Genomic DNA, 12398 nt, shown 5'->3' on the forward strand with positions numbered 1-12398 from the left:
ATCCCCGCCGCTGGGAACGCGTCGAGCCGAGAGTCAGCGAGCGGTGCGGCCGAAAGCCGTTGCCGCCCGCGTCGCGAGGGCCGCGCCGCGCATCATCCATTTGAAGGAGCCGGTCCGCGGGCCTGGCAGCAATCCGGCCGTCTGTACGGCGTCGACCAGGTCGTAGAGGGTTTCGCCCTCGTACATGAGGCGGTCGGTGTTGAAGTGGTAGCGGTCCACGGCGGTGCACTGGACGAAGGCGCCGTTACCGGGGATGGAGACGGCGTCGTCGCCGTACGGGTGCAGTTTCAAGGGGCCGCGGAGGTGGCCGCTGCCGTAGTAGCGCACCACTATTCGCACCTCGCCGCCGGGCGTGATGTCGACGAAGGACTGGCCCGGGATGGGGTCGTAGCGCCAGTCGGGGATGGCGTCGAAGAAGGCGAAGTTGTAGGCGACGAACTCGTCGAGGCCGACGATGGTGGCGCCCAGGGTGGTGACGTCCTTGTAGCGGAGGTCGGGGGTGTAGAGCTCGTGGTTGTAGCTCATGTCGCGGGCTTGCCAGCTCCACCAGTACTTCTTGGCCCAGTCCAGGGTCCAGGCGATGTCCAGGCCGTGGTCGGCGTAGAACGCGATCTTCTGCTCGTATTCGTCGAACCATGCGGTGGTCATGGCGGTCAGGGCCTGCTCGTCGAGGACTTCGACCGAGGCGGCTCGGTTGCTCAGGATCTTCGGGATCGGTTGGGCCAGGCGGGATTGTGCGAGGGCCTGCTGGAACTGGTGGTCGGTGAACATCGCGACTCCATCGGGAAGCAACTGCTTTCTGAAGCAGATGCTTCCTGATATCGTCTCGGTGTGTCAAGGAGCTATGGCGGGCGCAGCACCGACGACCGGGTGGCGGACCGGCGCGTCCGGCTCATCGAGGCCGGGACCGCGATCGTCGGAACGGAAGGCGTTGCCGCACTGGGCATGCGGGCCGTGTGCCGTCAGGCGGGATTGAGCCAGAAGTTCTTCTACGAGAGCTTCGCCGACATCGACGACCTGCTGCACGCGGTGTACCTGGCGGCGCTCGGGCAACTCGAGGAGGCCATCCGGCCCGCCATGGGGGCCCGCGATCTGGCCGGGCTGTTCGACGCGGCCGCCCGGCTGCTGGAGTCCGACCCGCGCATCTGCCGAATCCTGCTGATGGAACCCGTCGCCGACGCCCGCCTGCGCCGGTACGTCCGCGACACCATTCCGGCCATCACCACCGCCGCGCTCGGCGACCTCGTCGCCGGATCGCCCGACGACCCGGCGATCCGGATGCGGTTCTCCGGGCTGTTCGGGGCGATCATCTCCCTGTACGTGGAGTGGACCGAAGGCAGTCTCGGCACCGACCGGGCCGCCTTCGTCCAGCATGTCTCCACTGTCGCAACACAACTCGTGCCACAGCTCGGTGCGGTCACCCGGTCCTGATCGCGGCCTCAGGACCGGAGCGCCTGCCGTACCCGGGCGGCCTCCCGGGTGAGGTGGTCACGCTCGGGCACGGTGGTGGCCACGCGGGATGCCTCCGCATAGAGGTCCGCGGCCTGCTCGAGGTCCCCGGCCCGTTCGTGGAGGTAGGCGCGGGCCGCGGTGTGGCGCGGCAGATTCGGGTCCAGGTCGGCCAACTCCGCCAGCCCGGCTCGCGGCCCGTCCGCCTCACCGACCGCCACCGCGCGATTCAGCCGCACCACGGGAGTGTCGGTGAGCTGGAGCAGTTCGTCGTACCACTCGACGATCTGCACCCAATCCGTCTCGGCGGTGCTCGGGGCATCCGCGTGCAGCGCGGCGATGGCGGCCTGGGCCTGGTACTCGCCCAGCCGGTCGCGGGCGAGCGCGGCTTGCAGTATCGCCACGCCCTCGGCGATCAGGACTGTGTCCCAATGGGATCGGTCCTGCTGCGCCAGCGGCACCAGCCGGCCGTCCGCCCCGGTGCGGGACGCGCGGCGCGCGTGATGCAGCAGCATCAACGCGAGCAGCCCCGACACCTCGGGCTCCTCGGTCGCGGCGACCAGCTGGCGCGTGAGCCGGATGGCCTCGGCCGCCAGGTCGACATCCCCGCTGTAACCCTCGTTGAACACCAGATACAGCACCCGCAACACCGTCCCCAGATCGCCGGGCCGATCCAGCGGCTGCCCCGTGATCCGCCGCTTCGCCCGGCTGATCCGTTGCGCCATGGTCGCTTCCGGCACCAGATAGGCCGCCGCGATCTGCCGAGTCGTCAACCCGCCGACCGCCCGCAGCGTCAACGCCACGGCCGATCCTGGCGACAGTGAGGGATGCGCGCACAGGAAGTACAACCACAGCGAGTCATCGGTCGCGGATACCGGCCCCGTCGCGGGCTCCTCCTCCACGGCGAGTTCCCGTCCCCGCCGCGAGGTCTCGGCCCGCGCGGCATCCAGGAACTTCCGCCACGCGACCGCGACCAGCCACCCGGTCGGATCCCGCGGCGGATCGGCCTCCCACGTCTCCAACGCCCGGATCAGCGCCTCCTGCACCGCGTCCTCGGCGGCCGCGAACTCGGCCCCGCGGCGCACGAGCACGCCGATCACCGCGGGGACCAGCTCACGCAGCAGCGCCTCGTTCACTCGGTCGCCGCCGCCGACTCGCTCAGGAACGGCCGCAGCTCGAGCCACTCGTGAATCGGCTTCCCGCCCGCCCCCGGCGCCGCCGACAGCTCCCCGGCCAACTCGATCGCCCGCTCGTAGGAGTCGACGTCGATCACCATCCATCCGGCGATCAGATCCTTCGTCTCCGCGAACGGCCCGTCCGTCACCGGCGGCCGCCCCTCCCCGTCGTACCGCACCCATGTCCCGGTCTGCGCCAGCGCCTGCCCGTCCACGAACTCCCCGCTCCGCTCCAGCCGATCCGCGAAGTCCCGCATGTATTGCACATGCGCGGTCACCTCCTCCGGCGTCCACTGGTCCATCGGCACGTCATTGACCGCCGCCGGTGCGCCCCGATAGTGCTTGAGCAGCAGATACTTGGCCATGATGTCTCCCTAGGTTCGCTCCGACCAGCTCGGTCGAATGTGTCTGTCACCCCTGGGACGGAGCCACCCGCCCATTCTCGACACCCACCGCCGACAAATTTCGGAACCGACCGACATGCGTGTCAGCGACCGCGTCAGCCCGCCATCAGTGCGCTGTCAGCGACGCCGGACAAGGTACTCCCATCGAGCAAGATGCGGCCCCGAACCAGACCGGATCGGGAGCCACCACAACAACTTTCGAAGGAGCCCACCATGTCCGCCACCCTCACCCTCACCGCCCAGGACCAGGCCACCATCCGCTCGGCCGCCTACGGCGCCGTCTCCGTGCTGGCCGCCGCCTCCGCCAAGCCCAGCAAGGCCGCCAGCGCCGGCTCCCTCGCCCTGCTGTCCGCCACCGGCCCCGTCGGCCACCTGCTGAACGCCAAGTCCAAGGACATCCACCTCCCCGGCAAGACCGTCGCCCAGCTCGCCGACCAGGTCCTCCCCGCCCTCGCCACCGCCACCACCCTCCTCACCCACCAGGACCCCGCCGAAGCCGACAACTTCCGCACCACCGTCCTGACCGCCCTCGAAGCCGCCGCCGCAACCACCCCCACCCCCCACCCCGCCGTCACCGAAATGACCCGCAAGATCACCGAGGCCCTTCACGTCGCATGACCGACCCCTCCGCCCGCGCCGACTTCCGAGTCGGCGCGGGCCTTTCGGCTTTCCGCTCCGTACTTCTCGGATGCGCGGCTGTTCGCCCAGGTCCGAAGCGGCTTGTAGCGCCCCGACTTTCGGGGCGTGCCCCGGTGGGAGTGGTCTGGCCCAATAGGCTTCTGAGCGGTGAAAGGGGGGATCGAACGTGGTGGTCGGGGTGGAGATCGAGTTCGATGGGGTGACTCTCGAACAGTACGAATGTGTGATGGGGGTGGTGGGGGCGCCTGCCGGTGGGCCGATGCCGGATGGGGGATTGTTCGGGTGGGTCGTGGCCACGGAGAGCGGGATTCGGGCTGCCGAGGTGTGGGAGTCGGAGGAGGCGTTTCGGCGGTTCGCTGCCGAGCGGCTCATTCCGGCGGCCCGGCGGATCGGGATTGCCGGGGAGCCTCGGGTCACCTTTCGTGATGTGCTCGGACCTGCGAGACCTGGTGGCCTCGGGTGTTAGTGCGGGGCTAACGCGGGTTCGGTGCTGCGTCGTGGACCGGGGTCATTCGCGGCGGTTGGCTGAATGGCATGACGGATAACGGGATTGGGCAGCGAGCCGGGCGTGCGGTTGTGGTGGGGGGTGGATCGGGAATGGGGTTCGCCATAGCCGATTCGCTGCTTTCGGAGGGGTACGAGGTGGTGATCGTCGGGCGGTCGGAAGAACGGCTGGCCGACGCCGTGCGGGAGTTGGGGGACGGGAAGGTCAGTGCCGTCGCGGCGGATGTCTCTGATGAGCGGCAGGTTTCGCGGGTGTTCGAGACGGTGGGGACCGTCGACCATGTGATCAGTACCGCGGCGGATGTGGCGGGGACGTATGGGCCGATCGCCACTTTCGATTTCGAGAAAGGGCGCGGGTTCATCGAGACGAAACTGATCGGGTCGATGCTCTTGGCCAAGCACGCGCGGCTCGGCGAGAACGGGTCGCTCACCGTCGTTTCCGGGATCGCGGCGTATCGGCCGGCGGCGGGTGGGGCGATGGTGGCGGCGGTGAACGCGGCATTGGAGGGGTTGGTGCGGGCGCTCGCGGTGGAGTTGGCGCCGGTGCGGGTGAACGCGGTGTCGCCGGGGTGGGTGATGACCGGGATCTGGGAGGCGATGCCGTGGCCGGACAAGGAGGAGCGGTGGCGGGCGATGGCGGAGAAGTTGCCCGCGCGGCGGCTGGGCCAGCCGGAAGATATTGCGGTGGCGGTGGTTTCGCTGCTGAAGAGCGCGTTCGTCACCGGGACCGTGGCGCACGTGGACGGCGGGCACCGGCTGGTGTGAGCCGGTGCCGGGCGCTGGTCAGAGGGTGATGTGGGTGCAGTCCACCGACAGCCCGCACGCCACCGCGGAGGGGGAGAGCAGGGCGTAGCTGAGCAGATTGCTCGCCAGTTCGGGGATGCCGCCGTGCTGGTAGGCGTACTCCAGGACGCCGACGCTGCCTCCGCCTCCGCTGCCGCTGTCCGCGACCGGGGCGGGAGCGGCGGGCTCGAGGGTGAGGGGAGCGGCGGCGGCCGAGGCCACGGTGCCGAGGGTGAGGGCGGCGGCGGCCGCGCCGGTGACGAATGCGCGCTTCATGCGGGTCCTTCGGATATGGCTGTGCTGCACCGGCATCTGGGTGATGCCGCGGCAAAGAGTACTTATCGGACCTCTCGGGCGCGGGTTAACCGGGACAGCCGTCCGAAGAAGTTAGGATTGCGCAGAATTCGAGAGCAGGGTCCGGCACGAAACGACCGACACGTTCAGGAGATTCGGCATGTCCTATGCGGTGGATTTCACCACGGTCTCGACCGTCGGCCTGGAGTCGTCCCCGGTCGCACCCGCCCTGGCGGGCCTGCGGGCCAACGAAGCCCGCTACTTCAAGAACAAATACGACCACGTCTTCACGGTCGAGCCCGCGAGCAGGGCGAAGAAGACCATTGCCTGGGTGAGCAAGATCCTCGCCGACGAACGCCGGATCGTCATCGAGTCGAAGCCGCTCGAGGCAACGGAATTCGAGGTCGAGGGCATTCGCATGGCCTATGTCTTCTACGAGAGCGGCCTGTCGATCAACGTGATGTACACCCTCGAGGACTCCGGCAAGCGCGCCGTCGGATTCAAACTCTCCGACGGCATGGAAATCCCCGAGGAGCTGGACTCGTTCAAATTCGCCCGGCAGAAGTCGAAGCTGGCGGGCACCATTCGAGGGTCCTTCTTCGTCATCAAGGGCGAGTACTGACCCTCGATCCGAAGCGTCAGTGGGCTTCGCTCAGCCAGATGGCTTCGGCGGCGATGCTGCCCAGATCGATGGTCCGCTCCTGCACCCGCACCGCGATGGTCCCCGCGAAGTCGCGCCGCTCCACCACCGCGATCGGCGTATCCAACGCGATGCCCAGCGAATCGAAGTACCGCAGCATCGCCGGATCGGAATCGGAAATCCGTGCCACCCGCCCGGATTCACCCGCCCCGAAATCGCTGAGCTGCCGGGCCGGGGGAGTCGGCACCGCCCCGTCCACCGACGGGATCGGGTCGCCGTGCGGATCCCGGTCGGGATGCCCGAGTTTGGCGTCGATTCGCTCCATCAAGGTCTCCGACACCGCGTGCTCGAGCACCTCGGCCTCGTCGTGCACCTCGTCCCATCCGTAGCCGAGCTCGTTGACCAGGAACGTCTCGATCAGCCGGTGCCGCCGCACCATGGCGATGGCGGCCCGCCGCCCGTCCTCGGTCAAGGTGATGGCCCCGTACCGGGCGTGCTCGACCAGACCCTGATCGGCCAGCTTGCGGACCGCCTCGGACACCGTCGACGCCGACACGCCGATCTTCTCGGCCAGCAGCTTCGTCGACACCTTCTCCTGCGACCACTCCTGCGCGGTCCAGATCACTTTCAGATAGTCCTGGGCCACCGACGACAGCACCGGTGCGACGCTGGACGCCCCGCTCGCGGCGGTGAGGGTGGTCCCGTGGGGTGCGGAAGGTGCGGACGGATCGGCCAGCTCGCGGCGGGTGGCGATGTCTCGTTTTCCGGGCACGTAACCGAGCTTAGGCACATGCCGCGCGGTTTCACACATCGGCGCGCTCGCTGGTAGAGGCACCCGCCGCCGAGCGCCCCGGACCGGTGAACACACGGTGACGGGCATGCTTCCGGCCGTGGACTTCCGCACGGCGGAATATTGTCCGAGACGCGCTTTGCGTAGGCTTCCGGTGTGCAGAGATGGCGAAGCCTCGAGGAGATGCCCGCGGACTGGGGCCGGTGTGTCCTCACCATCGGGGTGTTCGACGGCGTGCACCGCGGGCATACCCAGCTGATCAGCCGCGCGGTGAAATCCGCTGCGGTGCGCGGCGTTCCGTCGGTGCTGATGACCTTCGACCCGCATCCGGTGGACGTGGTGCGCCCGGGAACGCATCCGCCGCAGCTGTCCACCCTGGACCGGCGCGCGGAACTGGTCGAGGAACTCGGCATCGACGTGTTCGTGGTCATGCCGTTCACCCGCGACTTCATGAAGCTCACCCCCGAGGAGTACGTCGAGGAACTGCTGGTGAACCGCCTGCACGTGTCCGAGGTCGTGGTGGGCGACAACTTCACCTTCGGCAAGCAGGCCGCCGGCACCCTCGACACCATGCGGGAGCTGGGCAACCGCTACGGCTTCGAGGTCGACGGCGTGCAGCTGCTGGGCGAGCACGCGGTCACCTTCTCCTCCACCTACATCCGCGGCTGCCTGTCCGAGGGCAATGTGGGCGCCGCCGCCGAGGCGCTGGGCCGCCCGCACCGCGTCGAGGGCGTGGTCGTGCACGGCGACGGTCGCGGCAAGGGTCTGGGCTTCCCGACCGCCAACGTGGCCCCCACCATGCATGCCGCCATCCCCGCCGACGGCGTGTACGCGGGCTGGTTCACTGTCCTCGAGCCCGGCGACCCGCTGGCGGGCACCCGCCACATGACCGCCATCTCGGTCGGCACCAACCCGACCTTCGACGGCCGCAACCGCACCGTCGAGCCCCATATCCTCGACTTCGACGCCGACCTCTACGGCAAGCACGTGGCCGTCGACTTCGTCGAGCAGCTGCGCGGCATGCGCAAGTTCGAGTCGATCGAGGAACTGGTCGAGGCCATCCGCCGCGACTGCGATCAGGCCCGCAAGGTACTCGGCGGCGAGGCCGACGACTAGGCCGCGCCAGGGCCGATTTCCGCGACAGTATCGCCTCCGGTAGGCTGTCACGTCGGGTTTGCTGCGGTCCGCGGCGGCTGCCCGGGCCGGGTTGTCCCGGCCTCCTCCGAGCGCGGTCTGAAACAAGGAGTATCTGTGGCTCTCACCACCGAGCAGAAGTCGGCCATCCTCGCCGAGTATGGCGTCCACGAGAAGGACACCGGTTCCCCGGAGGCGCAGATCGCGCTGCTGTCGAAGCGGATCGCCGACATCACCGAGCACCTCAAGAAGCACAAGCACGACCACCACACCCGCCACGGTCTGATGGCGCTGATCGGTCGTCGCAAGCGGCTGTCGAAGTACCTGCAGGACAAGGACATCAACCGCTACCGTTCGCTGATCGAGCGTCTCGGCCTGCGTCGCTGATTCCAGCCGCGGACCCCTCGGCCCACGAGGTGACACACCTGGTGAGCGGAGGTAGTTGACGAACCGGCCAACGAGGAGGCATAGAATCCTTCTCGTTGGCCTTTCGTATATGTGGCCGGAGGTTCCCCACGAGGGGGGACACGGCCGGATATACGCCGACACGAGCCGTATGCACCCGTCGCGTGGCGTCGGTCTTCGGTAGTGGCTTTTCGGGGCGCGAAGTATGAGATGAACCATGCGCGCCCGGAGGGCTTCGATCGATGACCGCCTCCGCGTCGCCGTATCCAAGGGGATACCGGCCGGGTGTGCGTTGCGGCAGCCACGAGGGCTGCCGCGCGCCCATGCCGGGTACGGCTTGCCTGCCGGTGGGCACGTGAACGAACACGTGCCGGATCCGGCGAAGACGAGAGGTTGAGATAACAAAGATGTCCGACACCCAGACCAGTTCCGCCGCCGAGGTCGAGCCCGGCGTTTTCGAGTCCGTCGCCCTGATCGACAACGGCGCCTTCGGTACTCGCACCATCCGTTTCGAGACCGGACGCCTGGCCAAGCAGGCCGCGGGTTCCGTGGTCGCCTACCTCGACGACGAGACCATGCTGCTCTCGGCCACCACGGCCTCCAAGCAGCCCAAGGACCAGTTCGATTTCTTCCCGCTGACGGTGGACGTCGAGGAGCGCATGTACGCCGCGGGCCGCATCCCCGGCTCGTTCTTCCGTCGTGAGGGCCGCCCCTCCACCGACGCGATCCTGACCTGCCGCCTGATCGACCGGCCGCTGCGCCCGTCGTTCGTCGACGGCCTGCGCAACGAGATCCAGGTCGTCGTGACCGTCATGTCGCTGGATCCGAAGGATCTGTACGACGTGGTCGCGATCAACGCCGCCTCGGCGTCCACCCAGATCGCGGGCCTGCCCTTCTCCGGCCCGGTCGGCGGCGTGCGCGTCGCCCTGATCGAGGGCCAGTGGGTCGCGTTCCCGACCGTCGAGCAGCTCGAGAACGCCGTGTTCGACATGGTCGTCGCCGGCCGCGTGGTCGACGGTGACGTCGCCATCATGATGGTCGAGGCCGAGGCCACCGACAACGTGCTGGCCCTGATCGCCGACGGCGCCTCCGCCCCGACGGAAATCGTTGTGGCCGAAGGCCTCGAGGCCGCCAAGCCGTTCATCGCCCGCCTGTGCAAGGCGCAGGCCGACCTGGCCGCCCTGGCGGCCAAGCCGACCGAAGAGTTCCCGATCTTCCTGCCGTACCAGCCCGACGCCTACGAGGCCGTCGAGGGCACCGCCAAGCGTGAGCTGAACGAGGCGCTGTCCATCGCGGGCAAGCAGGAGCGCGACGAGCGCACCGACGAGATCAAGCTGGCCGTGCTCTCCGAGCTGGCCGAGTCCTTCGCCGGTCGCGAGAAGGAGCTGGGCGCGGCCTTCCGCTCGGTCACCAAGAAGCTGGTCCGCCAGCGCATCCTGACCGACAGCTTCCGCATCGACGGTCGTGGCCTCGCGGACATCCGCGCGCTCTCGGCCGAGGTCGCCGTGGTGCCGCGCGCCCACGGTTCGGCGCTGTTCGAGCGTGGCGAGACCCAGATCCTGGGCGTCACCACCCTCGACATGGTGAAGATGGCGCAGCAGGTCGACTCGCTCGGCCCGGAGACCTCCAAGCGCTACATGCACCACTACAACTTCCCGCCGTTCTCCACCGGTGAGACCGGTCGCGTGGGCTCGCCCAAGCGTCGCGAGATCGGCCACGGCGCTCTCGCCGAGCGCGCCCTGATGCCGGTGCTGCCCTCGCAGGAGGAGTTCCCCTACGCCATCCGTCAGGTGTCGGAGGCGCTGGGCTCCAACGGTTCCACCTCGATGGGCTCGGTCTGCGCCTCGACCCTGTCGCTGCTGAACGCCGGTGTGCCGCTGAAGGCCCCCGTCGCCGGTATCGCCATGGGCCTGGTGTCGGACACCGTGAAGAACGACAAGGGTGAGGACGAGGTCCGCTACGTGGCCCTCACCGACATCCTCGGCGCCGAGGATGCCTTCGGCGACATGGACTTCAAGGTCGCCGGTACCCGCGAGTTCGTCACCGCCCTGCAGCTGGACACCAAGCTCGACGGCATCCCGTCGCAGGTGCTGGCCGGCGCGCTGAACCAGGCCAAGGACGCCCGCGACACCATCCTGGACGTGATGGCCGAGGCCATCGCCACCCCGGACGAGATGAGCCCCTACGCTCCGCGCGTCACCGCCATCAAGATCCCGGTCGACAAGATCGGCGAGGTGATCGGACCCAAGGGCAAGGTGATCAACCAGATCACCGAGGACACCGGCGCCAACATCTCCATCGAGGATGACGGCACCGTGTTCGTCGGTGCGACCGACGGCCCGTCGGCGCAGGCCGCGATCGACGCGATCAACGCCATCGCCAACCCGCAGCTGCCGAAGGTCGGCGAGCGCTTCCTGGGCACGGTCGTCAAGACCACCGCCTTCGGCGCGTTCGTGTCGCTGCTCCCGGGCCGCGACGGTCTGGTCCACATCTCGAAGCTGGGCAACGGCAAGCGCGTCGCCAAGGTCGAGGACGTGGTCAACGTGGGTGACAAGATCCGCGTCGAGATCGCCGACATCGACAACCGCGGCAAGATCTCGCTGGTTCCGATCGACGAGGATTCGGACAACTCCGCGACCTCGGCTGCGGTCGACGCGAACGCAGAGTAATCATTTCTCTGTGACGAAGAAGCAGTCCGCGGTGCGCGCGGGTTCCGCGCGCACCGCGAAGGACTCCGCGCAGAACAACGCCCCCTTGCTCCGCAACTTGGAGCAGGGGGGTTCTGCGCTGGCGATCGACCGGAACGAGTCTCCCGCAATGGATATCGGAGTGCGCCGGACCGTCCTGCCCGGCGGTCTGCGGGTCGTGACCGAGCATGTGCCGGGCGTGCGCTCGGCCTCGATCGGCGTATGGGTGGGTGTCGGTTCGCGCGACGAGGGTCCGACCGTGGCCGGCGCCGCGCATTTCCTCGAGCATCTGCTCTTCAAGGCCACGCCCTCGCGCTCGGCCCTGGACATCGCCGAGGCCATGGACGCGGTCGGCGGCGAGCTCAACGCGTTCACCGCGAAGGAACAGACCTGCTACTACGCCCACGTGCTCGACGAGGACCTGCCGCTGGCGGTGGACCTGGTCAGCGACGTGGTGCTCAACGGGCTGTGCCGCGCCGAGGACGTGAACGTGGAGCGGCAGGTGGTGCTGGAGGAGATCTCCATGCGCGACGACGATCCCGAGGACATGGTCGGCGACGCGTTCCTGACCGCGCTGTTCGGCGACCACCCGATCGGGCGCCCGGTGATCGGCAGTGTCGAGACCATCGAGGCCATGGGCGCGCACCAGCTGCGCTCGTTCCACCTGCGCCGCTACCGGCCCGACCGGATGGTGGTGGCGGTCGCGGGCAATATCGAGCACGAGCACGTCGTCGAATTGGTGTTCCGCGCCTTCGAGAATCGGCTCGAGACCGGACTGGAACCGGCGCCGCGCCGCGAGGGCAGGTTCCGCCCGCGCGGCAATCCGGAACTGATCCGCATCAACCGGGACAGCGAGCAGGCGCACCTGGTGTTCGGCACCCGCGCCTTCGGGCGGCACGAGGGTGAGAAGCGCTGGCCGCTGTCGATCCTCAACACCGTGCTCGGCGGCGGCCTGAGTTCGCGGCTGTTCCAGCGCATTCGGGAGGAGCGCGGGCTGGCGTACTCGGTGTACTCCAGTGTCGACACCTTCGCCGACACCGGCGCGTTCTCGGTGTACCTGGGCTGCCAGCCCGAAAACCTCGGTCGCGTAGCCGCTCTGGCGCACGGCGTGCTCGAGGAGGTGGCGGCCGACGGCATCACCGACGCCGAATGCGCTCGCGCCAAGGGTTCGCTGCGCGGGGGCCTGGTGCTGGGGCTCGAGGACTCCGGATCGCGGATGAACCGGATCGGGCGCTCGGAGCTCAGCTACGGCAATCACCGCAGTGTGTCCGAAACCCTCGCTCGCATCGACGAAGTCACCACCGAGGAGGTGTCCTCGATCGCGACGAGCTTGTTGGCGCGACCGTTCGGGGCGGCGGTGGCCGGACCGTATCGGCGCACCCGCGACCTGCCCTCGGCCGTCCGGAATCTGGTCGGCTGAAATACTTACTCGGCGGTAATCTCCAGCCGACGGTGAGGTATGCCCGTTTGTGGCTATGATCACCTCGCCGGAAT

13 protein-coding genes are annotated in these 12398 nt (G+C 68.5%); 8 read left to right on the forward strand and 5 right to left on the reverse strand.

Translation table 11 applies throughout. From position 1 onward, the window contains the following. Nucleotides 1–33: 33 nt before the first annotated feature. Nucleotides 34–771 carry a nuclear transport factor 2 family protein gene (locus ACFRAQ_RS08450; protein ID WP_379096077.1) on the reverse strand — a complete coding sequence of 246 codons (738 nt, stop codon included), beginning with the start codon at nucleotides 769–771 and terminating at the stop codon, nucleotides 34–36. Nucleotides 772–831: 60 nt separating this feature from the next. Between ACFRAQ_RS08450 and ACFRAQ_RS08455 the strand changes: the two genes are divergently transcribed. Further along, on the forward strand, nucleotides 832–1431 hold the full coding sequence (locus tag ACFRAQ_RS08455; RefSeq protein ID WP_379096080.1) for a TetR/AcrR family transcriptional regulator: 600 nt from the start codon (nucleotides 832–834) through the stop codon (nucleotides 1429–1431). A gap of 8 nt (nucleotides 1432–1439) precedes the next feature. On the opposite strand, the gene ACFRAQ_RS08460 is transcribed toward ACFRAQ_RS08455, so the two are convergent. Both ACFRAQ_RS08460 and ACFRAQ_RS08465 read right to left on the reverse strand, forming a co-directional pair. Continuing rightward, on the reverse strand, nucleotides 1440–2585 hold the full coding sequence (locus ACFRAQ_RS08460) for an RNA polymerase sigma factor (RefSeq protein WP_379096083.1): 1146 nt from the start codon (nucleotides 2583–2585) through the stop codon (nucleotides 1440–1442). Beyond that, nucleotides 2582–2989, reverse strand: coding sequence for a YciI family protein (locus tag ACFRAQ_RS08465; protein ID WP_379096086.1), 408 nt, complete (start codon nucleotides 2987–2989; stop codon nucleotides 2582–2584). The genes ACFRAQ_RS08460 and ACFRAQ_RS08465 overlap by 4 nt, the downstream gene beginning before the upstream one ends. Before the next feature lie 252 nt (nucleotides 2990–3241). On the opposite strand from ACFRAQ_RS08465, the gene ACFRAQ_RS08470 reads away from it, so the two are divergent. Both ACFRAQ_RS08470 and ACFRAQ_RS08475 read left to right on the forward strand, forming a co-directional pair. Further along, nucleotides 3242–3646: a hypothetical protein gene (locus tag ACFRAQ_RS08470; RefSeq protein ID WP_379096089.1), complete on the forward strand. Its 405-nt coding sequence runs from the start codon at nucleotides 3242–3244 to the stop codon at nucleotides 3644–3646. 555 nt (nucleotides 3647–4201) lie between these two features. Further along, complete coding sequence (locus ACFRAQ_RS08475) at nucleotides 4202–4936, forward strand: SDR family oxidoreductase (protein WP_379096090.1); 735 nt, start codon at nucleotides 4202–4204, stop codon at nucleotides 4934–4936. 18 nt (nucleotides 4937–4954) lie between these two features. Here ACFRAQ_RS08475 and ACFRAQ_RS08480 read toward each other — a convergent pair whose 3' ends face one another. Continuing rightward, nucleotides 4955–5230, reverse strand: coding sequence for a hypothetical protein (locus ACFRAQ_RS08480; RefSeq protein ID WP_379096093.1), 276 nt, complete (start codon nucleotides 5228–5230; stop codon nucleotides 4955–4957). Between the two features lie 178 nt (nucleotides 5231–5408). Here ACFRAQ_RS08480 and ACFRAQ_RS08485 point away from each other — a divergent pair, with 178 nt between their 5' ends. After that, nucleotides 5409–5870 (forward strand): phage tail protein, encoded by a 462-nt coding sequence (locus ACFRAQ_RS08485; RefSeq protein ID WP_379096096.1) that lies wholly within the window; start codon nucleotides 5409–5411, stop codon nucleotides 5868–5870. Nucleotides 5871–5886: 16 nt separating this feature from the next. On the opposite strand, the gene ACFRAQ_RS08490 is transcribed toward ACFRAQ_RS08485, so the two are convergent. Further along, nucleotides 5887–6660, reverse strand: coding sequence for a metal-dependent transcriptional regulator (locus ACFRAQ_RS08490; RefSeq protein ID WP_379096099.1), 774 nt, complete (start codon nucleotides 6658–6660; stop codon nucleotides 5887–5889). Nucleotides 6661–6834: 174 nt separating this feature from the next. Between ACFRAQ_RS08490 and ACFRAQ_RS08495 the strand changes: the two genes are divergently transcribed. The 4 genes from ACFRAQ_RS08495 (at nucleotide 6835) to ACFRAQ_RS08510 (ending at nucleotide 12324) form a co-directional block, all read left to right on the forward strand. Then, on the forward strand, nucleotides 6835–7794 hold the full coding sequence (locus ACFRAQ_RS08495; protein WP_379096101.1) for a bifunctional riboflavin kinase/FAD synthetase: 960 nt from the start codon (nucleotides 6835–6837) through the stop codon (nucleotides 7792–7794). A 135-nt stretch (nucleotides 7795–7929) separates the two neighbouring features. Then, nucleotides 7930–8199: a 30S ribosomal protein S15 gene (rpsO, locus tag ACFRAQ_RS08500; RefSeq protein WP_213556830.1), complete on the forward strand. Its 270-nt coding sequence runs from the start codon at nucleotides 7930–7932 to the stop codon at nucleotides 8197–8199. Between the two features lie 425 nt (nucleotides 8200–8624). Then, on the forward strand, nucleotides 8625–10886 hold the full coding sequence (locus ACFRAQ_RS08505) for a polyribonucleotide nucleotidyltransferase (protein ID WP_357093352.1): 2262 nt from the start codon (nucleotides 8625–8627) through the stop codon (nucleotides 10884–10886). 148 nt (nucleotides 10887–11034) lie between these two features. After that, the gene (locus ACFRAQ_RS08510) at nucleotides 11035–12324 is read left to right on the forward strand and encodes a M16 family metallopeptidase (RefSeq protein WP_379100156.1); all 1290 of its coding nucleotides are present in this window, start codon (nucleotides 11035–11037) and stop codon (nucleotides 12322–12324) included. The last annotated feature ends 74 nt before the right edge of the window (nucleotides 12325–12398 follow it).

Source organism: Nocardia sp. NPDC056611 (assembly GCF_042792755.1).
Lineage (GTDB): Bacteria > Actinomycetota > Actinomycetes > Mycobacteriales > Mycobacteriaceae > Nocardia.

Excerpts from the sequence above, each read along its gene's own strand:
- ACFRAQ_RS08450 (WP_379096077.1), bottom strand. The coding sequence starts at position 771 with ATGTTCACCGACCACCAGTTCCAGCAGGCCCTCGCACAATCCCGCCTG.
- ACFRAQ_RS08465 (WP_379096086.1), bottom strand. The coding sequence starts at position 2,989 with ATGGCCAAGTATCTGCTGCTCAAGCACTATCGGGGCGCACCGGCGGCG.
- ACFRAQ_RS08470 (WP_379096089.1), top strand. The coding sequence starts at position 3,242 with ATGTCCGCCACCCTCACCCTCACCGCCCAGGACCAGGCCACCATCCGC.
- ACFRAQ_RS08475 (WP_379096090.1), top strand. The coding sequence starts at position 4,202 with ATGACGGATAACGGGATTGGGCAGCGAGCCGGGCGTGCGGTTGTGGTG.
- ACFRAQ_RS08480 (WP_379096093.1), bottom strand. The coding sequence starts at position 5,230 with ATGAAGCGCGCATTCGTCACCGGCGCGGCCGCCGCCGCCCTCACCCTC.
- ACFRAQ_RS08485 (WP_379096096.1), top strand. The coding sequence starts at position 5,409 with ATGTCCTATGCGGTGGATTTCACCACGGTCTCGACCGTCGGCCTGGAG.
- ACFRAQ_RS08505 (WP_357093352.1), top strand. The coding sequence starts at position 8,625 with ATGTCCGACACCCAGACCAGTTCCGCCGCCGAGGTCGAGCCCGGCGTT.
- ACFRAQ_RS08510 (WP_379100156.1), top strand. The coding sequence starts at position 11,035 with ATGGATATCGGAGTGCGCCGGACCGTCCTGCCCGGCGGTCTGCGGGTC.